The sequence below is a fragment of the Actinomadura sp. WMMA1423 genome (genome assembly GCF_006547145.1).
Classification (GTDB): Bacteria; Actinomycetota; Actinomycetes; order Streptosporangiales; family Streptosporangiaceae; genus Spirillospora.
In genome coordinates, this window is record NZ_CP041244.1 from 7782184 (window position 1) to 7804086 (window position 21903).

23 protein-coding genes are annotated in these 21903 nt (G+C 71.9%); 13 read left to right on the forward strand and 10 right to left on the reverse strand.

Going from position 1 to position 21903, the window contains the following annotated elements; genetic code table 11:
- Positions 1 to 144 precede the first annotated feature (144 nt).
- The 3 genes from FKD65_RS36095 to FKD65_RS36105 all read left to right on the forward strand — a co-directional run bounded on the left by FKD65_RS36095 (position 145) and on the right by FKD65_RS36105 (position 2682).
- The gene (locus FKD65_RS36095; protein ID WP_141583305.1) at positions 145 to 852 is read left to right on the forward strand and encodes a YafY family protein; all 708 of its coding nucleotides are present in this window, start codon (positions 145 to 147) and stop codon (positions 850 to 852) included.
- A 109-nt stretch (positions 853 to 961) separates the two neighbouring features.
- Positions 962 to 1516, forward strand: coding sequence for an RNA polymerase sigma factor (locus tag FKD65_RS36100; protein ID WP_141583307.1), 555 nt, complete (start codon positions 962 to 964; stop codon positions 1514 to 1516).
- On the forward strand, positions 1516 to 2682 hold the full coding sequence (locus tag FKD65_RS36105) for a CU044_5270 family protein (RefSeq protein WP_141583309.1): 1167 nt from the start codon (positions 1516 to 1518) through the stop codon (positions 2680 to 2682). Before FKD65_RS36100 ends, FKD65_RS36105 begins: the two co-directional genes overlap by 1 nt.
- A 53-nt stretch (positions 2683 to 2735) precedes the next feature.
- On the opposite strand, the gene FKD65_RS36110 is transcribed toward FKD65_RS36105, so the two are convergent.
- Both FKD65_RS36110 and FKD65_RS36115 read right to left on the reverse strand, forming a co-directional pair.
- Positions 2736 to 3029, reverse strand: a complete 294-nt coding sequence (locus FKD65_RS36110) for a hypothetical protein (RefSeq protein ID WP_141583311.1) — start codon at positions 3027 to 3029, stop codon at positions 2736 to 2738.
- Between the two features lie 38 nt (positions 3030 to 3067).
- Positions 3068 to 3823: a L,D-transpeptidase gene (locus FKD65_RS36115; RefSeq protein WP_141583313.1), complete on the reverse strand. Its 756-nt coding sequence runs from the start codon at positions 3821 to 3823 to the stop codon at positions 3068 to 3070.
- Positions 3824 to 3916: 93 nt separating this feature from the next.
- Between FKD65_RS36115 and FKD65_RS36120 the strand changes: the two genes are divergently transcribed.
- A complete protein-coding gene (locus FKD65_RS36120; RefSeq protein ID WP_141583315.1) occupies positions 3917 to 4696 on the forward strand; it encodes a response regulator transcription factor in 780 nt (259 codons plus the stop codon).
- A complete protein-coding gene (locus tag FKD65_RS45890; protein WP_240809765.1) occupies positions 4686 to 6689 on the forward strand; it encodes a cell wall metabolism sensor histidine kinase WalK in 2004 nt (667 codons plus the stop codon). The genes FKD65_RS36120 and FKD65_RS45890 overlap by 11 nt, the downstream gene beginning before the upstream one ends.
- 69 nt (positions 6690 to 6758) lie before the next feature.
- On the opposite strand, the gene FKD65_RS36130 is transcribed toward FKD65_RS45890, so the two are convergent.
- From FKD65_RS36130 to FKD65_RS36140, 3 genes are all read right to left on the reverse strand, one after another.
- Positions 6759 to 7379, reverse strand: a complete 621-nt coding sequence (locus tag FKD65_RS36130) for a dihydrofolate reductase family protein (RefSeq protein ID WP_141583319.1) — start codon at positions 7377 to 7379, stop codon at positions 6759 to 6761.
- 153 nt (positions 7380 to 7532) lie between these two features.
- Positions 7533 to 9830: an FtsX-like permease family protein gene (locus tag FKD65_RS36135; RefSeq protein WP_141583322.1), complete on the reverse strand. Its 2298-nt coding sequence runs from the start codon at positions 9828 to 9830 to the stop codon at positions 7533 to 7535.
- On the reverse strand, positions 9827 to 10501 hold the full coding sequence (locus tag FKD65_RS36140) for an ABC transporter ATP-binding protein (protein WP_141583324.1): 675 nt from the start codon (positions 10499 to 10501) through the stop codon (positions 9827 to 9829). Before FKD65_RS36140 ends, FKD65_RS36135 begins: the two co-directional genes overlap by 4 nt.
- A 139-nt stretch (positions 10502 to 10640) precedes the next feature.
- Between FKD65_RS36140 and FKD65_RS45135 the strand changes: the two genes are divergently transcribed.
- Together FKD65_RS45135 and FKD65_RS45140 are read left to right on the forward strand one after the other, a co-directional pair.
- Positions 10641 to 11417 (forward strand): sensor histidine kinase, encoded by a 777-nt coding sequence (locus FKD65_RS45135; protein ID WP_141583326.1) that lies wholly within the window; start codon positions 10641 to 10643, stop codon positions 11415 to 11417.
- Positions 11414 to 12061 (forward strand): response regulator transcription factor, encoded by a 648-nt coding sequence (locus tag FKD65_RS45140; RefSeq protein WP_141583328.1) that lies wholly within the window; start codon positions 11414 to 11416, stop codon positions 12059 to 12061. Before FKD65_RS45135 ends, FKD65_RS45140 begins: the two co-directional genes overlap by 4 nt.
- Before the next feature lie 276 nt (positions 12062 to 12337).
- Here FKD65_RS45140 and FKD65_RS36155 read toward each other — a convergent pair whose 3' ends face one another.
- Positions 12338 to 12802: an iron chaperone gene (locus FKD65_RS36155; RefSeq protein ID WP_141583330.1), complete on the reverse strand. Its 465-nt coding sequence runs from the start codon at positions 12800 to 12802 to the stop codon at positions 12338 to 12340.
- A 1026-nt stretch (positions 12803 to 13828) separates the two neighbouring features.
- Between FKD65_RS36155 and FKD65_RS36160 the strand changes: the two genes are divergently transcribed.
- The 3 genes from FKD65_RS36160 (at position 13829) to FKD65_RS36170 (ending at position 15510) form a co-directional block, all read left to right on the forward strand.
- A complete protein-coding gene (locus FKD65_RS36160) occupies positions 13829 to 14215 on the forward strand; it encodes a helix-turn-helix transcriptional regulator (protein WP_141587302.1) in 387 nt (128 codons plus the stop codon).
- A 21-nt stretch (positions 14216 to 14236) separates the two neighbouring features.
- Entirely contained in the window at positions 14237 to 14647 is a 411-nt protein-coding gene (locus tag FKD65_RS36165; RefSeq protein ID WP_141583332.1) for a VOC family protein, read from the forward strand.
- Between the two features lie 62 nt (positions 14648 to 14709).
- Positions 14710 to 15510, forward strand: a complete 801-nt coding sequence (locus FKD65_RS36170) for a VOC family protein (RefSeq protein WP_205718369.1) — start codon at positions 14710 to 14712, stop codon at positions 15508 to 15510.
- 132 nt (positions 15511 to 15642) lie between these two features.
- On the opposite strand, the gene FKD65_RS36175 is transcribed toward FKD65_RS36170, so the two are convergent.
- Positions 15643 to 16917, reverse strand: a complete 1275-nt coding sequence (locus tag FKD65_RS36175) for an HNH endonuclease signature motif containing protein (RefSeq protein ID WP_141583336.1) — start codon at positions 16915 to 16917, stop codon at positions 15643 to 15645.
- A gap of 757 nt (positions 16918 to 17674) precedes the next feature.
- Between FKD65_RS36175 and FKD65_RS36180 the strand changes: the two genes are divergently transcribed.
- Positions 17675 to 18223, forward strand: a complete 549-nt coding sequence (locus FKD65_RS36180) for a hypothetical protein (RefSeq protein WP_141583339.1) — start codon at positions 17675 to 17677, stop codon at positions 18221 to 18223.
- 285 nt (positions 18224 to 18508) lie between these two features.
- Positions 18509 to 19789 carry a pentapeptide repeat-containing protein gene (locus FKD65_RS36185; protein WP_205718370.1) on the forward strand — a complete coding sequence of 427 codons (1281 nt, stop codon included), beginning with the start codon at positions 18509 to 18511 and terminating at the stop codon, positions 19787 to 19789.
- Between the two features lie 31 nt (positions 19790 to 19820).
- Here FKD65_RS36185 and FKD65_RS46730 read toward each other — a convergent pair whose 3' ends face one another.
- A complete protein-coding gene (locus tag FKD65_RS46730) occupies positions 19821 to 20147 on the reverse strand; it encodes a DUF397 domain-containing protein (protein ID WP_141583341.1) in 327 nt (108 codons plus the stop codon).
- Positions 20144 to 20737, reverse strand: a complete 594-nt coding sequence (locus tag FKD65_RS36195) for a DUF5753 domain-containing protein (protein ID WP_141583344.1) — start codon at positions 20735 to 20737, stop codon at positions 20144 to 20146. Before FKD65_RS36195 ends, FKD65_RS46730 begins: the two co-directional genes overlap by 4 nt.
- A gap of 127 nt (positions 20738 to 20864) precedes the next feature.
- On the opposite strand from FKD65_RS36195, the gene FKD65_RS36200 reads away from it, so the two are divergent.
- A protein-coding gene (locus FKD65_RS36200; protein WP_240810296.1) for an IS5 family transposase occupies positions 20865 to 21661 on the forward strand; the annotation gives its coding sequence in 2 pieces (ribosomal slippage) (positions 20865 to 21207 and positions 21207 to 21661; 798 coding nt in all).
- On the opposite strand, the gene FKD65_RS36205 is transcribed toward FKD65_RS36200, so the two are convergent.
- The gene (locus FKD65_RS36205; protein WP_141583346.1) at positions 21650 to 21853 is read right to left on the reverse strand and encodes a helix-turn-helix domain-containing protein; all 204 of its coding nucleotides are present in this window, start codon (positions 21851 to 21853) and stop codon (positions 21650 to 21652) included. The two genes, FKD65_RS36200 and FKD65_RS36205, sit on opposite strands and share 12 nt — an antisense overlap.
- Positions 21854 to 21903 lie beyond the last annotated feature (50 nt).

Sequence of the window (21903 nt, forward strand, 5' to 3'; positions counted from 1 at the left end):
GTGCTCTCGGACGTGCGGTGCTCTCGGACGTGCCCCGTTCCTTGACGTGCCCTGTCCTCCGAGGTGCCGGGCCCCCGGACGTGCCGGGTTCGCTGGCTCCCCGGTCGGGTGCCGATTGTCGGACCCCGCGCGTACGGTCGGCGCGTGAACCGCACCGACCGCTTGTACGCACTGGTGGAGGAGCTGCGCGCGTGCGCCCCGCGCCGGGTCAGCGCGCGGGAGCTGGCCGCGCGGTACGAGGTGAGCGTCCGCACGATCGAGCGCGACATCGGCGCGCTCCAGCAGGCCGGAGTGCCGATCTTCGCGGACGTGGGCCGGGGCGGCGGTTACAGCATCGACAAGAGCCGCACGCTGCCGCCGCTGAACTTCACCCCCGCCGAGGCCGTCGCACTCGCGATCACCCTGTCCCGGGCCGGCGGCTCCCCGTACTCCCGGGCGGCCCGCACCGCCCTGCACAAGATCGTCGCGGCGATGTCGGCCGCCGACAGCGCCTCGGCCCGCGAGCTCGCCCAGCGCGTCCGCTTCCTGACGCCCGCCGAAGGCGGCGGCCCGGCCTCCGTGCCGACCGTCCTGGAGGAGGCCATCCGCACCCGCCGGGTCGTCCGCCTCACCTACGTCGACCGGAGCGGCACCGAGACCGAACGCGACGTCGAGCCCGTCACGTTCACCGCGTCCGGCGAAGGCTGGTACCTGACGGCCTGGTGCCGCATGCGAGGCGAGCGCCGCGTGTTCCGCACCGACCGCGTCCGCCGCGCCGCCCTCCTGGAGGAGACCGCCCCCGACCGCCCGGTCGAGGCCATGCACGACGACATCCCGCCCGACTACACCTTCCGGCCTCTCGAATTCGTCTGAGCATCCGTGGCCGCGGCGTGGTCGCCGATGAATTCGCGGCCCGTCGTGTAATCCGCCGCGGCCTTCTCCGACTTCTCGGCGTACCGGCCCCGAGAAGAGAGGAGGTGGCGTGGACGAGCAAGAGGCCCGATTCACCCGCCTCTACGAGACGTACTACCGCAACGTCTTCGGCTATGTCGTGCTGCGGGCCGCCCCTCAGGCCGCCGAAGACCTGACGGGCGAGGTGTTCACCGTCGCGTGGCGCAAGATCGACGAGATCCCCGACCAGCCGCTCCCGTGGCTGCTGGGCGTGGCCAGGAACCTGGTCCGCCAGTCGCACGGCGCGGCGGGCCGGGCGCGCGGACTGGTCGACCGGCTGGCCGGCCTCACCACCGAGACCGACCTGCACGCCTGGGACGTCGCCGACCACCTCATAGCCCGCGACCAGGCGGTGGCCGCCCTGCGCTCCCTTCCCGCCAAGGAGGCCGAAGCGGTCACCCTGACCGCCTGGCACGGTCTCGCCCCGGCGGAGGCGGCCCGTGCCGCGGGCTGCTCCCGCACCGCCTTCATCGTCCGGCTGCACCGGGGACGCCGCCGGCTGGCCAGGGCGATCGAGGCGTCCCAGGAAAGCACCGCGCGAGCGCACGGACGCGCCCCGCGCCCGCGAGTCATCCAGGAGAAATGATGAAGCAGGACGAACTCGACGACCTGATCGTCGCCCTGAAGCCCGCGGCGGTCGCCGAACTCGCCGACGACGCCTTCGCGCGGCGCCCCGGCACGGCGCAGGTCCGGGCGCGCGCCGTCGCCTCGACCGCGCACCGGCGCGCGGTCCCGACGCGGCGGCCGGGCCGGCGGCTGGCCCTCGCCGCCGGGGTGACCGCGGTGGCGGCGGCTGCGGCGACGGCGCTGGCCGTCGGCCTACCGTCGGACGGCCCCGGCCCCGGCCCCGGCCCCGGCCCCGGCCCCGGCCCCGGCCCCGGCGCCGGACACGACGAGACGCTCGACACCCGCTCGTTCCTGCTGGCCAGCGCGACGACGGCCGCCAAGCAGCCCGCCACCCACGGGGCCTGCTGGTACAAGCGGACCCGCACGTGGCAGGACATCCTGCCCTACAAGCCCGGTCCGGGCGGAGCGAGGCCCGCGCGCAAGACCCAGAACTTCCAGGCGCGGACCGCGGCCAGCTACGAGGACTGGGCGTGCGCTCAGTCCGGGACCGGCATGCGGTTCCGTACTCACGGCCCGCTCGACATCAAGCTCACCTTCCCCACGAAGAAGGACGAGGCGGCCTGGAAGGCGGCGGGCTCGCCGCCGCTCGACGTCAACGGCGGCACGACCGCCTCGAAGCCGGACACGGTCACCTACCGCAAGGGCTCGCACCTGGTGAACCCCTCCATCGGATCCCACGAGATCGAGTGGAAGCAGGTCCCGAAGCTGCCGGCGACCGAGAGCGGTCTGGAGAAATACCTTCGCGGGCTGTGGCGGCAGGACCTCCGGGGCGGCGCGCACGGCTACACCGCCCCGGCCGATTTCGGCCAGTACGTGTTCGTCAGCGCCTGGGACCTGTTCATGGCCCCGACCACTCCCGGCACCCGGGCGGCCCTCTACCGGATCCTGGCGCACACCCCGACCGTCCGCGTGACCGGACAGGTCAAGGACCGGATGGGCAGGCCCGGCGTGGCCATCACCGCGCAGGGCACGGACGTGCGGCTCGTCGTGGACCGCACGAGCGCCCAACTCCTCGACTACGAGGAGCGGTACACCGCCGTCCCCGGCAAGGTGGAGGGCAGTGAGTACCTGGCCTTCGAGCACCAGGGCTGGGTGAAGGGGATCGGAGCCGTCCCCGCGTCCTGACGAGACGGCGGCGAGGCCCGCACGCCGGGAGACGTGCGGGCCCGCGGTCATGGTCAGCCGGTGTAGTTGGGCGTCTTGGGGATGGCCTTGCCGGGGGGCATGGCCCTCGGCGGCTCGCTGGGCGCCGGGGCGCCGGGGCGCTGGGGCGGGGCGCTGGGACGCGCGGACGGGACCGGAGCGCCGGGGCGCTGGGGCGGGGTCGAAGCGCCGGGGCGCTGGGGTGGGGTCGTGACGCCGGGTGTGGCGGTCGGGCGGGGGGTGGCGGTGGCGGCCTCGGCGGTGGCGATGCCGGTGCCGGCCAGGCCGACGCCCAGCGCGACGGCCGCGATGAGGGACTTCAGACGCATTGATGTTCCTTCCGGTGTCGTTTCATTCCGCTGTCGATTCATTCCTTGACGACGACGGGCGTGCCGATCGCCAGGTTCTTGGCCATCCAGGTGATGTCGTCGTTGCCGACCCGCACGCAGCCGTGGCTGGCCTTGCCGCCCAGCGCCGACGCCTGGTTCGTGCCGTGGACGGCGAGCTGGCCGGGGCCGCCGGCGAACGTCTTCAGCGTCGGCGAGAAGCCGCTCAGCCCGAACGCGTACGCGCCGTAGGCCCCGCCCGGGTCCGGCGGCCTGACCAGCTCGGTGAAGTAGAAGCGGCCGGCCGGGGTCGGGGTGCCGCCCTCGCCGGTGGCGACCTTCCCGGTGCGCAGCACCTTGTCGCCGTCGTAGACGGTGAACGTGAACGCCTTCGGGTCGATCTCCACGCGGTGGGACGTCGACGACAGCTTGACGTCGGACGCCCTGACCCAGCCGGTGCTGCCGTTGGGCCGGACCGGCAGCAGCACCTTCAGCCAGTCGCCGTCCTTGGCGTCGACGAGGAAGACCCTGGTGGCGCCCATCTCGTTGGGGCTGGACAGCGTCTTCCAGACCGCGCTGTCGCCCTTCTGCCTGTGCACGGCGATCCGGCGGCCGCGCACGGTCGCTATCTCGGCACCGCCCTGCTTCGACGGCTGCGGTTCGGCGGCGGCCGCCGGCCGGCCCGTGTCGGGCGGGCCGTCCCCTGATCTGCCGTCGTCCGACGAGCCGCAGCCCGCCAGCCCGGCGATCAGGCCGGCGGCGAGCAGGGCGCCGGTATGGATCTTGACTTGGCGCATGCCGCGAGATGCTGGCCGAGGACTGTGAAGAACCTGTGAGCCCGATGTGATGATCCCGTGGTGCCGGTCACGGGTTGGCTACGCTCACGAGCCATGTGCGCGAACGTCCTGGTCGCCGAGGACGACACCAAACAGGCGGAGCTGCTGCGCCGCTACCTCCAGCGCGAGGGGCACACCGTGGTCGTCGTCCACGACGGGCGGGCCGCGCTCGACGAGGCCCGCGCGCGCCGCCCCGACCTCGTCCTGCTCGACGTGATGATGCCGGTGGTCGACGGCCTCGACGTGTGCCGCGGGCTGCGCGCCGAGTCCGACGTCCCGGTGCTCATGCTGACCGCCCGCTCGACCGAGGACGACCTGCTGCGCGGCCTCGACCTCGGCGCCGACGACTACGTCACCAAGCCGTACAGCCCGCGCGAGCTGATGGCGCGGGTGCGCACGCTGCTGCGGCGGACGGGAGGGGGGAGCGGCGAGCCGGTGTACCGGGTCGGCGGCATCACGGTGGACCCCGGACGGCACGCGGTCCTCGCGGACGGGCGCGAGGTCGAGTGCACGCCCGCCGAGTTCCGCATCCTGGAAGCGCTCGCCGCGCGGCCGGGCCGGGTCCTCTCTCGGGCGCAGCTCCTGGAGCACCTGCACGGCTTCGACCGCTTCATCACCGAGCGCACGGTCGACGTCCACGTGAAGAACCTGCGCAAGAAGATCGAGCCGCAGCCGCGGCGGCCGGTCCGGCTGTGCACCGTGTACGGCGTCGGGTACAAGCTGGTCGGCGACCGTCCGCCCCCACCTGACCGTGCGTCCCGATCCGACCGTGCGCCGGAGCCCGAACGTGCGCCCCGATCCGACCGTGCGCCGGAGCCCGAACGTGCGCCATAGCCTGCTCGTGCGGCTGGTCGCCAGCTCGGTGCTGATCGCGGTGTGCTCGATCGTGGCGACCGCGTGGCTGGCGGCGCGCAGCACGTCCGGCGAGATCCGGCAGCGGCAGGGCCGGACGCTCGCCCGCGACGCCCGGATCAACGACGCGCTGCTCGGCTACGCGGCGAGCCACCCGCGCTGGGGCGGCGTCGAGGAGACCGTGCGCGGGCTGGCCCGCCAGAGCGACCAGCGGGTCGCGCTGGCGACCGAGGGCGGCGCCCGGATCGCGGACTCGGCGGCCGGGCGCCCGCCGCTTCCGGCGCGTCCCTCGGCGGTCGTCGACCCGCTCGCCGTCGACGTCTCGCTGGGGCCGGGTGCGGCCACCGACCGGATCGACGCGCGCGCGGTCGGGCCGTTCCGGCTCCCGGAGCCCGAGCGGGTGCGGCTGCGCCGGGAGGTCGGCGCGCAGGCGGCGTGCCTGCGCCGCGAGGGACAGCGCGCCACGGTCGTCGTCGGGCCCGGCGGCCGCCCCTACCTCCGCCGTGAGGGCGGTCCGACCAGCCCGGCTCCGGGCGCGCCCGCCGGCGCTTCCGGGCTGGCCCCCTCCCCACCGCGAGCGGCGCCTGCGCGATCGTCCGGTGGCGGAACGGTCCGGCTCGCGGCCGCCGCCGTGACGGCGCCGGGTGCGTCCTCGCCGACGCCGAGACCTTCCCCGCCGCCCGAAACGACGGAGCCGCCGCAGCGGCCGGGGGCCACGGCCGGTGCGCCGACCCGTGCGCCGCCCAGCACGGTGCCCGGCGCGCCCGGCGGGAATCCGGCGGACCGGCCCGCCACGCCCGAACCCTCGATGCCGCCCGTGGCGTGCTCGCCGGCCGCGCCCGGGCCCACCACCACCGAGAAGCGCGCGCTCAACCAGCTCGCCGCCCTCGTCCGGCAGTGCCGCGGACGCCAGGTCGACGTGTGGCTGGACGAGGCGGGCACGCCGGCCGCTCCGGCGTCGGCCGCCGAGTGCCTGGCCACCGCGCGCCGCGCCCAGCTGAAGTCGTACGTCGCACCGGCCGCGCTGCTCTACATCGGCTCGTCGGACGAGCGCGCACCCGGCATCGACCCGTACCGCATCGCCGGGGTCACGGCGGTGATCCTCGTCCTGGCGGTCGGGGTCAGCGTCCTCGTCGCCACCCGGCTGGCGCGGCCGGTGCGGGCGGTCACCGCGGCGGCCCGGCGGATGCGGGCCGGTGACGGTTCGGCGCGGGTCATGGTGCGCGCCAAGGGCGAGGTCGGCGAGCTCGGCACCGCGTTCAACGAGATGTCCGAGCACCTGGACCGCATGGAGCGGCAGCGCAAGGCGATGGTCAGCGACGTGTCGCACGAGCTGCGCACGCCGCTGAGCAACATCCGGGGCTGGCTGGAGGCCGCCCAGGACGGCGTGGCCGACCTGGGCCCGGCGCTGACCGCCTCGCTGGTCGAGGAGGCCACGCTGCTCCAGCACATCGTCGACGACCTCCAGCAGCTCGCGCTCGCCGATGTGGGCAAGCTGCGGCTGCACCCCGAGCCGGTCGACGTGGCCGACCTGGTCGAGCAGATCGCGACCGTCTACCGGGCCGCGGCCGAGGCCGCCGAGCTGACGCTGACCGCCGAGGTGAACGGCCGCCCGCACCTGGACGCCGATCCGGTGCGGCTGCGGCAGGCGGTCGGCAACCTGCTCGCCAACGCGGTCCGCTACACCCCGGCCGGCGGGCGGGTGAGCCTGCGCGCCCGCGCCGACGGCGACGACGTGCTGATCGAGGTCGCCGACACCGGCCCGGGCATCGCGCCCGAGCACCTGCCGCACGTGTTCGACCGGTTCTGGCGGGCCGAGAAGTCGCGCAGCCGGCAGACCGGCGGCAGCGGACTGGGCCTGGCCATCGTGCGGCAGCTGGCCGAGGCGCACGGCGGGTCCGCGGCGGTGCGCAGCGAACCGGGCCGAGGCGCGACGTTCGTCCTGCGCCTGCCGGGTTCACCGGACCGCGCGTGACCCGGTGCCCGCCAAGGCCCGGCCCGCGACGGCGCTCCGCGAAACGCCCCCGCCCGGGGCGGGGGCGTTTCAGTCCTCCTGGACGGATACGGTCATGTCGCCCGTCCCGGGCGTGCCCTCGGCGAGGCCGTAGCGCAGGTGGACGGTGCCGTTCGGGCTTGCCGCCGGCGGTTCGAGGAGCGTGACGTTCGTGGGCACCTCGCCGCCGTCGAACACTTTCTTCCCGACGCCGAGCACGATCGGGTGGATCCAGAGGTCGAGACGGTCGAAGAGCTTCTCGCGCAGAAGGCTCTGCACGAGGTTCAGGCTCCCGACGACCTTCACGTGCTCGTGCCGGTCACGGATCTCGCGCACCGCGGCGGCCAGGTCCGGTCCGAGCTGCTCGGACCCGTCCCACGGCAGGTCGGGCTTGCCCCGAGAGGCCACGTACTTCGGAATCCTGTTGAACAGATCGGCGATGTCGCCGTCCTGGTGCGGCCAGTAGCCGGCGAAGATGTCGTACGTCCGCCGGCCGAGCAGGAGGGCGTCGGTGCCCTCGTACGCGGCGAGCACCTGTTCTCCGGTGACCTCGTTCATCAGCGGCGCCTGCCAGCCGCCGAACGGGAACCCCTCCGGGTCCTCCTCGGGGCCGCCGGGCGCCTGCCCGACCAGGTCGAGGGTCGCGAACATCTCGATGTGGATGAGGCCCATTTCCTACTCCCGATGGATGGTCCGTATCTGCCGCGAAGCACGTATCTGCCGTGAAGCACGTATCTGCCGTGAAGCACGTATCTGCCGGAAGGCAGACCCGCGGGGCCCGGCAGACTCATCGCCGCGGCGCCACCCGGATCCCTACCCCCGCAATCACTCGGAGTGCAGGACCGCCGCGGTCCTGATCCGGGACGCGCGGCCCGCCGGGATCAGGGCGCCGAGCAGCGCGATCGCGACGCCCGCCAGCACGGACACCAGCATCAGCGGCCAGGGGAAGGTCTCCATCAGGCCGTAGGGGAGGGTGAGGCCGCCGGTCCCGGCCATGGCCGGCAGCACCACATGGTGGGCGGCCAGGCCCAGCGGCAGGCCGATGAGTCCGCCGACCAGGCCGAGCACGGCCATGGAGGCGAGCACGAGCGTCAGGACCTGCCCCGGTGTCGCGCCCAGCGATTTCAGGACGCCGAAGTCGCGCGCCCGGTCATGGGTGTTGAGGACCACCGTGTTGAACACCCCGAGCCCGGCGACCGTGGTCAGCCCCAGGGTCAGCAGGGTGAGGAGCCCGAGAAGGATCACCTGGCCGGACTCGATGCCCTCGGCGGCCGCGTCGGCCGGGATTCCGTCCGCCCTGAGCGCGGCGACGTACTCCTTCACGGAGGTGCCGGGGGTGAGGGTCACCTCGGCTAGCGAGGTCACCATGCCGGTGTGGGGGCCGGACGACGCCTTGGGCGGCGCGGGCTTCTCGCGGTCGGCGAGCGACGTGAGGGACGCCCAGTCCGTGAGGACGGTATCGCCGCCGTCCACGAGCGCCGTCCCGACGATCCGCAAAGAGGCCTTCCTGCCGTCCGCGGTCACGACGACGGTGTCGCCGATCTTCTTTCCGCCGGTCTTCAGGAACGGGTCGCCCACGACGGCCTCGCCCGGCCCGCGGAGCCAGCGGCCGTGCACCATCCGGTAGCCGTGCCGGTCGGTGACGGTCCCCTGGTAGGCCTTGAACTGCACCGGCCGGTCGAACCCCGGCACGTGGACCTGCTTGAAGCGCGTGACCGCGACCTTGGCGGTGCCGGGCCGGCCGTCCAGCGAGACCTGCCGGCCGCCCTCCAGGGGGACGATGACCTGGACGGTCTCGGTGAGTTCCGCGTCGGCGAGGTAGGCGCTGACGGAGCGGTTGAGGCCGTAGGCGAACGTCACCGCCGCCACCCCGAACGCGACGGCCGTGACGGTCAGCGCCGTACGGCCCGGCCGGGCGAACGGCAGGCCCAGGCCCAGGCTGACCGGGCGCGGCAGCCGCGTCCGGCCCAGCGCCCGCTGCACCCGCAGAGCCCGGCCCCGCCGCGTCGCGGCGCCCGCGCTGACCGCGATCGCCGTCGGGATCCGGCCCGCCCGGACGGCCGGGACCAGCGCGGTGACGACGACGACCGCGAGCACGCCCGTGAAGGCCAGGACGTCCACCGAGGGCGAGACGCCGCTGGCGGTCGGCAGGTCGAACGAGTCGCCCAGCGTCGTGGTGACCGTCCCGGCCAGGACGTTGCCCGCGGCGATCCCGACCAGGCTCCCCAGCACCCCGGGTATCGCGATCATCACCAGGTAGACGCCGGTGACCTGGGCGGGGGTGAAGCCGATGGACTTCAGGACGCCGATGTGCCGGAATCCCGACACGACCGCACCGCTGACCACGTTGCCGATGATGAGCACCGCGACGATCAGCCCGGCGACCCCGAACGCGATCAGGAACGGGATGATGGTCGTCCCGGCCTCGGTCGCCTGCTGCCGCGAGACGAGATAGCTCTGGCTCGCGGTCGCCGGCAGGCCCGCGGTGACCGTGCCCGCCGGGGCGGCCGGGTCGGCGAGCCGGTAGAGCATCTGCAGGCCGTCCGGAGCGGTCAGCTGCCCGGGCGCCACCCACGCCTGGGACGACCGGGTGATCGACCGGCCGATCCCGACGACGGTGAAGGTCCGCCCGTCGGCGAAGCTGACCTTCTTCCCAACCGGATCGAACGGGAACCTCGCGAAGGTGCCCAGCACGATCTCACCGGGGCCGGTGGCCCAGCGCCCGCTCCTGAGCGCCAGGCGGTCGACCGGGTCGCCGGCGCGGCCGGTCCGCTCGGTGACCGCGAGAGGGCCGGGCGGAAGCAGCCCCGGCCGCGCCGCGTCGGTCTCCTCTGGGACGTCCATGACCTGCGAGCGGTAGGGGCCGCCCGCCGCCGTCACGCCCGGACGCGACGCCGACGCCGCGACCTGCGCGGCCGTCGCCTTCGCGGGGTCGTAGGAGACCATCAGATGCGCGCCGCGCTGCCGCGCGAACGCCTTGTCGTAGGGGCCGTCCACGGTGGCGAGCAGGCCGAGCGCGAGCACGACCGTCCCGGTCGAGACCAGCAGCACCAGCGTGATGAGGGACGTCTGGAGCTTGCGCCGCCGCACCGCGAACCGCGCGGCCTGCCACACGGCCCTCACCGGGTCACCTCGGCGGCCACGCGGCCGTCCTCGAACGCGACGACCCGGTCGGCGACCCGGGTGGCGAGCCGCTCGTCGTGGGTGACGATGAGCAGGGTCTGGCCGATCTGGTTGAGGTCCAGCAGCAGGTCCATGACCTGCTCGCCGGCCCGCGAGTCCAGCGCGCCGGTCGGCTCGTCGGCCAGCAGCAGGGCGGGCCGGTTCATCAGCGCGCGGGCGACGCCCACCCGCTGCCGCTCCCCGCCCGACAGCACCACCGGGTAGGCGTTGCGGCGGTCGGCGATGCCCAGCTCGTCGAGCAACTCCAGCGCCCTCGCCTGCGCCTGCTTGCGCGCGGTGCCGAGCAGCTGGGCGGCCAGCATCACGTTCTCCAGCACCGGCAGGTCGTCCAGGAGGTTGAAGAACTGGAAGACCATGCCGATGCGGCGGCGCCGGTACCGGGCCAGCTCGGCCTCGCCCATCGCCGTGATGTCCTCGCCGCGCACCACCACCGTGCCCGACGTGGGCCGGTCCAGCCCGGCGATCATGTTGAGGAGGGTCGACTTGCCCGACCCCGAGGGGCCCATCACCGCGACGGCCTGACCGGCCTGGATGTCGAGGCTCACCCCGGCGAGCGCGGCGGTCTCGCCGTACTCCTTGCGCACGTCCATCAGCTGGACCATCGGTTCCATGGCCGTGACGGTACGAGCCGCGCCACCGCCCGCGCGTCGGGTCCTGGGTGTAAGTCCGGGTCCGGGTCATCCGAGGGATGTACGGTCGTGAACCGCCAGAGTGATGCGTTCCGTCCCGGTCTGGCGGCAGGATGGGCGGATGCTGCCCGCGTGGCTCGTGCCCCTCCTCGCCGCGATCCCGTGCACATGGGCCCTGTGGGAGCGGCGCAGGCGCCGCGCGGAACTCGGGGCGCGCACCTGGCTGCTGGAACGCGAACGCGAGGGCGCCGCGCGCCGGGCCGTCGAGGAGGAGCGGGCCCGCGTGGCCCGCGACCTGCACGACATCGTCAGCCACAGCGTCAGCGTCATGGTCGTCCAGGCCGGCGCGGCCCGGCACGGCGTCGACGGCGAGGCCGAGGACGCGCTGCTGGCCGTCGAGCGGACCGGCCGGGAGGCGATGACCGAGCTGCGGAACCTGCTCGGCGTGCTCGCGCCCGCCCCGGACGGCGACGGCGAGGCGTTCGCCCCGCAGCCGTCGCTGGCGCACCTAGGAACCCTGGTCGACCGGATCGCGTTCGCGGGCCTGCCCGTCGACGTGCGGGTGACCGGCGAACCGTGCCCGCTGCCCGCCGGGATCGACGCGACCGGATACCGCGTCGTCCAGGAGGCGCTCACCAACGCGCTGAAGCACGGCACTCCCGGCGCGACGGCGGAGGTGACGGTGACCTACGGAAGACGGAACCTGCGCCTGGAAGTGCTCAACACCGGCCCGAGCGTCCTGACCGGAACCGGCCCCGCCCCGCCCGAGGGCAGCGGCGGCCGGGGCCTGGCCGGGCTGCGCGAACGGGTCGCGGTGTACGGCGGCGACCTCGACGCGCGGCGGCGGCTGGGCGGCGGCTACCGCGTCCGGGCGCGCATCCCCCTGGAGCGGCCGTGACCCGGGTCCTGATCGCCGACGACCAGACGCTGGTGCGCGGCGGCTTCCGCATGATCCTCAGCCGGTCCGGTATCGAGGTGGTCGGTGAGGCCGCCGACGGCCTGGAGGCGGTCACCGCCGCACGCCGCCTCCGACCGGACGTGGTCCTCATGGACATCCGAATGCCCGGAATGGACGGCCTGGAGGCCACCCGCCGAATCCTGGCCGACGACCCCACATGCCGGGTCCTGATCCTGACGACGTTCGACCTCGACCAGTACGTGTACTCCGCCCTGGCCGCCGGCGCCAGCGGCTTCCTGCTGAAGGACGTCACCCCCGAACACCTGGTGGCGTCGGTGAAGCTCATCGAGACCGGAGACGCGCTGCTGGCGCCCTCCATAACCCGCCGCCTGGTCGAGCGCTTCGCCCGCCCGTCCCCGGCACCCCAGGGCCTGGACGTCCTGACCCCACGCGAGAAAGAGGTACTACGCCTGGTAGGCGGCGGCCTCTCCAACACCGAACTGGCCGCCCACCTCCACCTGAGCGAGGCCACGGTCAAAACCCACATAGCCCGCATCTTCGCCAAACTAGGCCTACGCGACCGAGCCCAAGCAGTAGTGGTCGCCTACGAATCAGGCCTGGTAGTCCCCGGCAGCCCGGAGTGACCGAACACGCGCAGCCTGATCTTGGCCAGGTGCTGGTGGGCGTGACGTGGCCTGGACTTCGGCGGCGGTGCGGCCAGGACCGCCGGTCCTGGCGCACCGTCCGTCCGGAGGCCCCCATGGATGGCAAACGCATTCCGGGGAGGTTCGCGGGCTACTCCTGCTGCCCCTTGCGCGAACAGCGCACTGCCCGCGGGCGGCCCGGCGAAGCCGGGCATGCGGGTCTGGGCGCCGCGCAGGCGGGAGTCGGCGCGCTCCAGGAGTGCGGGGTCGCGCCTCTCAGCTCACGGCTTGCTTGACCAGTGCGGTGATCGCTTGCTCGGCCTGCGCGGTCAGCCGGGTGACGGCGTAGGAGGTGGGCCACAGGCCGTCGCTGTCATCGAGGCCGGCTTCAGGGGTGAAGCCGAAGGTCGAGTAGCGCTCCTTGTCCACGTGCCCGCTGCGGAAGAAGCAGAGCACTTTCCCCTTCCTGGCGTAGGCCGGCTGTCCGTACCACAGCTTCGGCTTCAGCTCGGGGGCGTTGGCGGTGACGATGGCGTGGATGCGCTCGGCCGCCGCGCGGTCGGGAGCCTCCATCTCCGCGATCTTGGATAGCACGTCGAGCTCCTCGGCGGCTGCCTTGTTGCCACGCCCGCGCTCGGTCTCCTTCTTCAGTTCCGCCGCACGCTGTCTCATGGCGACGCGCTCCTGCTCGGAGAAGCCGCTGGTGCTCTGGTCGCCGGTGTTGCCGCTGCTCACTGTCATTCTCCAGGTCAGATCGGTGCGTTGCGCCTCCGAGCTTGCCGTGCCCGGTGACCTGGCGCTTCTCGAATCGTGATCGTTCGCGCGGGCAGGTCCCGTCAGCTGTCTCGAACGAGCCGCCACCGACCCCGGGGAGGCTGCCGGGCTCTTCCTACGATCAGGCGGGAAGATCGCCACGGCACCTGGAACAGGGGCTTGAACTGGGACGATAGTGTGAAGGCGCGGCGGGGCGGGTCCGATCGGCCGGCTCGGTCGCCAACGCAGAATGCCCGCACCGACCTCTCGAAAGGGTCGATGACCTTGCAGGACGAAGCGACCGCTCACCCGCCGGGCGGTACCGCGAATCCGTGCCCGGTGTGCGGTGCGGTGCCACCCATCCGGCGCACCGGCCGGCCCGCGATCTGGTGCTCGAGCTCGTGCCGGCAGGCCGCCTATCGCGCCCGCCGGGGCGCGGCGCGGGCCCTGCGGGCCGCCGCCGACCTCCGTGACCGTGTCACCGGTGACGGCTACCGCGAGGTCCAGGCCGCCGAGCGCGCTCTGGCGGAGGCGGTGTCGTCGGCCCGCGAGCACTACGCCGCGCCGATGAGTCAGGGCCATCACTGGGACGACGAGCTGGCCGGCACGGCCCGGGCACTGGCCCGTGCCGCCGTCCAGATGGGCGAACTGGCCGATCGGCATGCTCGCGCCGCCGCCGACTACCGCGCCGCCCGCGCCGCCTTTCGTCATCCGGACGCAGGCCTGGTCGGCTGCGACGAAACCGGTGAGCACGACCTTGCCGCCACCCCGGCCCCGGCCGCGCGCGAGCACGACCCGGCAGGACAAGGCCGTACCCCAGGGACCGAAGCCCTGGGGACGAGCGGTGGCCGCGACACGGGCGGTGGCCGCGACACGGGCGGTGGCCACGACACGGGCGGTGGCCGCGACACGAGCGGTGGCCACGACACGGGCGGTGGGGCGCGGCGCGGACAAGCGCGGCCGCATGCGGGTTCCAGGCGCTTGGAAGCGCAGTCTCTGCGGGACGTCGCCGCGATGCGCCGCGTCCGTGACCGGATCGACCGCGAGTACGCCAGACCGCTGAACGTGGAGGCGCTGGCCCGCGGGGCGCACATGTCGGTCGGGCACCTGAGCCGGGAGTTCCGCCGCGTCTACGGCGAGTCTCCTTACTCGTACCTGATGACCCGGCGCATCGAGCGCGCGATGATGCTGCTGCGCCGCGGGGACCTCAGCGTCACCGACATCTGCTTCGCGGTCGGCTACGGGTCGCTGGGCACCTTCAGCACGAGGTTCACCGAGCTGGTCGGCGTACCGCCCAGTGCCTACCGGCGTGACCATTCCCAGGCCGGGGCCGGGATCCCGCCATGCCTGGCCAAGCAGGTGACCAGACCGGTCAAGAATCAAGAAGCCCGCGACCGGTAGCGCTGCGTAACGTGACCGGACATGGAGATCACCGTTCACCATGCCTTCCTTCCGCACACCGATCCCGAGGCCGCACTGGGCTTCTACCGCGACATGCTGGGCCTGGAGGTCCGTAAGGACGTCGGGTACGAGGACATGCGGTGGATCACCGTCGGCCCGCCCGGCCGGCCCGGCACCTCCATCGTGCTGCACCCCCCGGCCGCGGACCCGGGCATCACCGACGAGGAGCGCGGCACCATCCTGGAGCTGATCGCCAAGGGCGTCTACACCGCCATCACGCTGGCCACCGACGACCTCGACGGGCTCTTCGACCGCGTCCAGGCCGCAGGCGCCGAGGTCGTCCAGGAACCCATCGACCAGGACTACGGCATCCGCGACTGCGCCTTCCGTGACCCCGCCGGCAACCTCATCCGCATCAACCAGCTCACCTGAGCCCGGTCGTTCGCAGTACCCCGCTTCCCGACCGACCGATGACGGCACGAAAGATCAATCCAATGGCACTCTCGATCGACATCATCACGCTCGGCGTTCCGCGGGTGGAGGCCGCCCGCGGCTTCTACACCTCCGCGTTCTCCTGCCCGGCCACCGACGACGGCCGCACCTCCGTCCTGAACCTGCACGGCACCGGCCGGCTCGCCCTCGACCCCCTCGACGCCCTGGCCGGCGACGGGGGCGCCGACCCGGCCACCTCGGGTTTCCGCGGCTACGTCCTGTCGACCATCGTCCAGCGGCCCGCTGAGGTCCGGGCCCTTCTGGACACCGCCACGGCTCAGGGCGCGACGGTCGTCAAGCCCGCCAAGAAAGCGCTGTTCGGCGAGTTCACCGCCGCCTACCAGGCCCCCGATGGAGCCGTGTGGAAGCTGGCCGCCGCCACCAAGAAGGACACCGCTCCGGTGCCCGATCCCCCCGAGCCGACCGAGACCGCCGTCTACCTCGCCGTCGCCAGGCCCAAGACGTCCAAGGTGTTCTACGAGAAGCTGGGCATGAAGACCGAACACGACTACGGCGACAAGTTCATCGACTTCACCCGCGCCGGCGGCGCGTGCCGGTTGGGTCTGCTGACCCCTGAGGACCTGGCCGGAGATGTCGGCGTCGACCGGCACGGCGACGGGTTCTCGGCACTCGTGCTCACCCACACCGTCACCTCCCACGTCGAGGTCGACGAACTTCTCGCCGCCGCCCGCTCGGCGGGCGGCCAGGTCACCGCCCCCGCCGCCCCGACCGGCCAGGGCGAGTACGCCGGGCACTTCACCGACCCAGACGGCCACGTCTGGAAGATCACCACACGCCCGTGACCTCGCCCGGCGATCTCGCGCCGAAGGGCTCAGGCATCCTCATCCAGGAGCTGCGCGGAGGCCTTTGATTCCATGATGTTGAACCAGGCTCGTTCGGGGCCGACGGGACGCCAGGTAGGTCGTCAGCGCTAGTCATGCGGCCCAGTCGAGACCTGTGGGCAGGTAGGCAGTGCGCGGGTCGGTGGTCGGGGGGTGGGCTGTTGGTGTGTCGGAGGGTGGATGGAGCAGATAGAGGTATCGGCCGGTGGTGGGGTCTTGGCGGGTGTGGATGTGCTGGGGGTTGGTGTGTTTGTAGCGGTTGTGCCATCCGCAGCACAGGGCGAGTTTGTCGATGTCGGTGGGGCTCTTGCCGAGGGCCCATCCGTTGACGTGGTCGACTTCGCACAGGATGCCGGGGACTTCGCAGCCTTGGACGGCGCAGGTGGGATAGAGGGTTTCCAGGACTTGGCGCTGGGCTGCGGTGGCGAACCGGACCTTGTGCCCCAGGTACAGGGGCGTGTTGCCGGTGCCGAGCAGGAGGGGTGAGACTCCGGCGGCCAGGGCGACGCGACGCGCCTGGGCTGCCGGGATCGGTGTGCCGTCGGTGAGGCGGGCGGGTGCCTGGCCGCCGGTGAGGGTGTCCAGGTCGCAGATGAGGGTGACCTTGGTTGCTTTGTGCCCACCGGCCAGGACGCTGCTCAGTGCGGCAGCCGTCCGCTCGGCCAGGTCCCGGTGGTCATCAGGCCCGGCCGGTTTCGTCAGCGGGCCCAGAGTGCCGTCCCAGATGGCGGCGTCCTCGGCGTTCAGCCAGCCGTTGATGTAGCGGCCGCCGTCGAGGGAGCGGGTACTGGTGATCCAGGACCCCTCATACCCGCGCTGGACATCATCGGGGGCTGTCTCCTGCCCGTCGCGCTCGGCGATGACCTCGCGGATCCGCCGGCCGAACGCGGCCACCTTCCCCGCCGAGAACCCCTGCTCGACCATCTCCAACAGCAGCGTCTCGGCCTCCGCGCAGTCGTCATCGTTCAATCGGCTGACGGCGTCGGCCACCGTTGAGGCGTACCCGTAGGACAACTCACCGCTTAAAAGCAGGGCGGTCACGGTGGGAAGCCGGTGGAGTTGGCGGGCCAGGTTGACGCGTTCTTTCGCGCGCGCATCGCGCATGCCCAGCCGGGACCGCAGCCACGTCTGCGTGGACGGAAACCCCCACCGGTGCGTCTCACCGGTTGCGTCGACCCGGGCGATGAACCCTGCCAACGCCGCCTCGTGGGCGTCTGACGCTGCGGCTAGCGTTTCGGCGAGCTTCATGCACGCCGCAGCGGAGTCGGGGGCGGAACGTTGGGCGAGTTCGGCGGCGATCGCGGCAGCGGCGTCCACCAGTTCCTGGGTGGACGCCTCACCGAGATCCATATCCGTGACCGAACACATGCACAGAGTGTATCGAGCAGGTGCACGAATAGAGGCGAGATTGCAGACTGATTATTGTTACCGCAGGGATAGATGAGACCTGGAGAAGAGGGAATGAGATTCCCGTACTTGCAGTAGTCGGGCATTTCCCTCAATGTAGCCGTCACTACAAAAACGGCCATAGGTACTTAATCTGGCAGTCTGACTGACGGCGTACGGGGCTCACTTCGGGTGGCCTGGTGGGGATCTGTAGGCGTGTCCGTTCACCGAGGCGGACATGGGCGACGGGCTGGCCCGGTGCTGGTGGCGCGTCTTGGCCTGGAGTTCGGCGGCGGTGCGGGCCCGCGCCGGTCCGGTGCCGCAGGGCGGAATGGCGGGGCTGGTATGGGTTCGGGCCGCCGCCGTGCTGGTCGAGTTCACGGGTGGGCGGTCTTGTACGGTATTCGCCGCAGCATCCGCTTGCGCAGTGCGTGTGCGTCATCGGTGAACAGCTCGTCCAGGCGGACGCGGGGGATTGGCGGTCGCCCCGGTGGGCGGGTTCTCCACCGGTCTTTCGGTGGCTTTGTCGCGTCTACCGGCAACGTTCTCGATGACTTCCGCCAACGGCCGCACCCACGCCCGTTCCGTGTCGATGAGATTGGGTGACACCGGAGGATCTCGCAGCCGAGAGCCGTGGCCCTCCCCGTAGATCGCTGTCGTCGTCCTGCACCCCATGGCGACGGCGTGAGGGGCGGAAGCGTTCCTAGCGCCAAGCCCGGACCCAGGCGATGATGGTCTCGTGCGGTTTGAGGACGATCTGCTCTGGGAGGCCGTCCACCAGAACGGCTGGGCCCTGCGGTGGCTCCGGCACGTCGTGGCAGCGGCAGCCCTCGCCGGCTTCGGTGGCCTGCTCTGGCTGGGCGGCGAGACGTTCGTCTTCGTCGCGCTGTTTTGCGGAGCGTCCCTCTACGCGGTCTGGGGCACCGCCTACTGGCTGCGGGACCGGCGGCGCCTGGTCCGGGTGACCGTGGTCGATGACGGCCTGCGTCGCATCCGCGTGCACCACGTCAACGGGCGGACCACCGACCACGACGCCCGCATGGTGAACGCAGTGCACATCACCCACCGAGAGCACGACTACGACCCCGACCACCCGTCGATGCTCGGCCCGGGAGCGGGAATCGCGACACTGCGGCTGCGGATCGCGGGCCGGAAGTTCACCAGTCGTTGGGCCGGGCTCAACTCCGAAGAGCTCCATCGGGTGGAGCAGTCCTGGCGCACCGTCTGTCCTGACGCCGCCATGGATGGCAAACGCATACCGGGGAGGTTCGCGGGCTACTCCAACTGACCCTCGGTCGCCCAGATCGGTCTCTGCCTAGGAGCCGAAGCCGAGCTGCGGCGTACGTCTTCGCCACCGGGCGTCAACAGACGCGATGCGTTACAGGCCGGATGCGGGCGTTGCCGCTGAGTGGGGCATCGTGAACGGCGGGTGCAGTGACCGCGTCTGAGCGTTGTGGGCGAGGTGGCGCCGAGCGGCGCGCATGGGCGTATGAGGCGGGGGCTGGAGCCGATACGGCGGTGCTGGGTACAGGCACGAGCTCGGCGTGAGGGCAGGCCGTTGCAGGTGCGGCCATTGGCGGCGGGGTTCTGGATGCTGGCGGCCGCCGGGGCGGCGGCGTTGGCGATCTGGCTGACCACCGCCTGGTTGCTGGACGTCGCCGATGACGCCCCACCCGGCACCGACCGAGCCAAGATCCGGGTGGACGCCGTCCGCACCGGCCTGGCCGCCGGCGGCGGTGCGGGCGCGGCGGTCGGGCTGATGCTGGCGTTCCGGCGCCAACGGCACGCCGAATTGGCGACCGCGCTGGAGCAGCTGGACGCGGCCGAGCGGCGGATCACCGAGCTGTATAACGCGGCCGCCGAGCAACTCGCCTCCGACAAGGCACCGGTCCGCCTGACCGCCCTGTACACCCTGGAACGGCTGGCCAACGACAATGTTCGGCACCAGCAGACCATCGTCAACATCATCTGCGCCTACCTGCGCATGCCCTACACCCCGCCCCCGGCCAACCGCCCCGACCCCGAGGAAGAACACCGGGAACGGGCCCGCCGCAACGCCGCCCGCTACCGTGCCGCCCGCGAACTGCGCCACACCCCAACCGAACCCCAAACCCAGAGTCCCGACCCGCACGAAGAACACCAGGTACGCCTCACCGCCCAACGCCTCCTGTCCACCCACCTCCAGCCCACCGCCGAACACCACTGGGCCGACATCTCCCTGGACCTGACCGGCGCCACCCTCACCAACTTCACCCTGAGCAACTGCACCCTCCACCACGCCGACTTCTCCAACGCGACCTTCTCCGGGGTCAGCACCTTCGACGGGGCGACCTTTTCCGAAGACGCCGAGTTCGACGGGGCGACCTTTTCCGAGGACACCTGGTTCGTCCGGGCGACCTTCTCCGGGGTCGCCAGGTTCGACCAGGTGACCTTCTCGGGGTTCGCCGCGTTCGACGAGGTGACCTTCTCCGGGGTCGCCGTGTTCGGCCAGGTGACCTTCTCCAGGGACGCCGCGTTCGCCCAGGTGACCTTCTCCAGGGACGCCTGGTTCGTCCGGCCGACCTTCTCCGGGGACGCCCTGTTCGCCCAGGCGGCCTTTTCAGGGGTCGCCTGGTTCGGTGAGGCGACCTTCTCCGGGTCCGCCAGGTTCGGCGAGGTGACCTTCTCCGGGGCCGCCAAGTTCGGCGAGGCGACCTTCTCCGGGGTCGTTGAATTGGGAGAGGCGGCCTTCTCGTCTGAGGGGGTCGACCTGGAAGCGGCGATGGTGACGGATACCGGGCTGGGACACCAGGTTCCAGACGGCTGGCGAATCGGGCCAACGGAGGGAACCCAGGGCCGCTTCGTGCGCTGTTAGCTCGGCGTCACGCGTGAGGGCCTGGTATCGATCAGGTGTCCATGTTGATCCCGCCGAGTCGTTCGATGTACTCGGCTGGGATCTCTGTCAGGAGGGAGACGCTGGAGGCGGCCGACCCGTCGAGTTTGCGGAGCTTGTCGGGGATGGCCTGACGCACCTCCTCGCGGTCGGATGCCAGATGGGCCAGGAGGCTGGTGAAGCGTTGGCGGGTGAGGGTGAGGTGCCCGGCGGCGGGATTGTTGCTGTCGCGGATGCCGATGTGGTCGTTGAGGACGGCGATCTCGACGCAATTGCCTTCGTCGCCGCCGCTGTGGCTGCTTTTGCGCCAAGCGGACCGAGGCGGTTCGGGGGTGCTCATGATTGCGACGCTATCTCGTTGATGAGTTCCAGCGAAGCGACTCTGTTCAGTGCTGCCGAGCGCAACAGTTCGAACGTCTCCTCATGTGCCGCGACCTGTTCCTCGTCCTCCACGAAGATGCTCTGGGCGAACTGATCGACCACGGACACGGTGAGTCGTCCGGGCGGACGCAGGGAGATGAGAAGGTGCGGGCTGCCAAACCACAGGTATTGGCTAGAAGTGCGGGGGAGCACGCGCAGGTCCACGTGATCAAGCCGGGCGACTTCGGCTAGCCGTTGAAGCTGGGCCCGCATGATCGCGGGATCATAGCCGGCCTGGTTGTGGAGAACCGCCTCCGCGAGGATGGGTATATAGCAAGGCGGGTCTGAACGGCTCAGTACCCGCTGGCGGGACAGCCGGAAATCGACCAGCGTCTTGGCTTTGCGCGAATGCTTGGCAGGACCGACGGCGATGAGTTCCCGCATGTACTCGGGGATCTGGAGGAGCCCTGGGACCATGCTGGGCTCGAAGGTGCGGATCTCGGCGGCGTCCTCTTCCAGGCTGGCGAGGTCCAGAGCGGCGGCGGAGATGCGGCCCTGGCGTTCCCGCACCCAGGTGCCGGGTTTGTGGGTGGCGAGGTGGAGGAGGGATTCGCGGAGGGGGCCGTCCTCGATTCCGTAGAAGTCGAGTAAGACGTCATCTCATTTGGATTGGTGGCAGTAGCCTACGGTCGTGGAGATGGTCGAGCGGCTGGTGCCAGAGGAGTTGTGGGAGCTGTTCCAGCGGGTGGTGCCGCCCGCTCCGACGCGGCCGCAGGGCGGTGGCAGGCGTCGGCACGGAGATCGTGAGGTGCTGGCGGCAATCATCTTTGTGGCGACCACCGGTTGTACATGGCAGCAGTTGCCGCCGGTGTTCGGGCCGTCGGGCCCGACCGCGCACCGGCGCTTCACCGAGTGGACGGCCGCGCGGGTGTGGGCCAAGCTGCACCGCCTGGTGCTGGACGAGCTGGGTGCGCGCGGCGAGCTCGACTGGTCGCGGTGCGCGATCGACTCCGTCAGCGTCCGCGCGAGCAAAGGGGGGAGCTGACGGGCCCGAATCCTGTCGACCGCGGCAAACGTGGGTCGAAGATCCATCTGCTGGTCGATCGTGCCGGACTGCCGCTGTCTGTCGGGATCTCGGCGGCCAACACCCACGACAAGCTCGCTCTGGAGCCGCTGGTGCGGGGCATCGCGCCGATCCGCTCCCGGCGCGGGCCGCGCCGGCGCCGCCCGGCAAAACTGCACGGCGACAAAGGCTACGACTACACCGACCTGCGGCGCTGGCTACGCGGGCGAGGCATCACCCCGCGCATCGCGCGCCGCGGCATCGAGTCCTCCGACCGGCTCGGACGGCACCGCTGGGTGGTGGAACGGACGGTGTCCTGGCTGAGCGGCTGCCGCCGCCTGCACCGCCGCTACGAACGCAAGCCCGAACACTTCCTGGCCTTCGTCGGCATCGCCGCCACACTCATCTGCCACCGCCGACTAGCCAAATGAGATGACGCCTAAGTCGCTGAGTTCCTCGGGGGCGACGAACTGGAGGCCGTTCTCGACCATGCTCACCCAGCCCTGGGAGCGGCCGAAGCGGCGGGCCACGGTGGCGACGGTCAGGTTGTGGCGGTCGCGGGCTTTGCGGAGTGCCGAGCCGATCCGGCGCTGGCGAACGGTGGGGGCGTTCCCGGAAGGCATCCTCCAAGAATGTCACCGAGGGTGGTGGCTCGTGCACGGAAAGGCGGGCG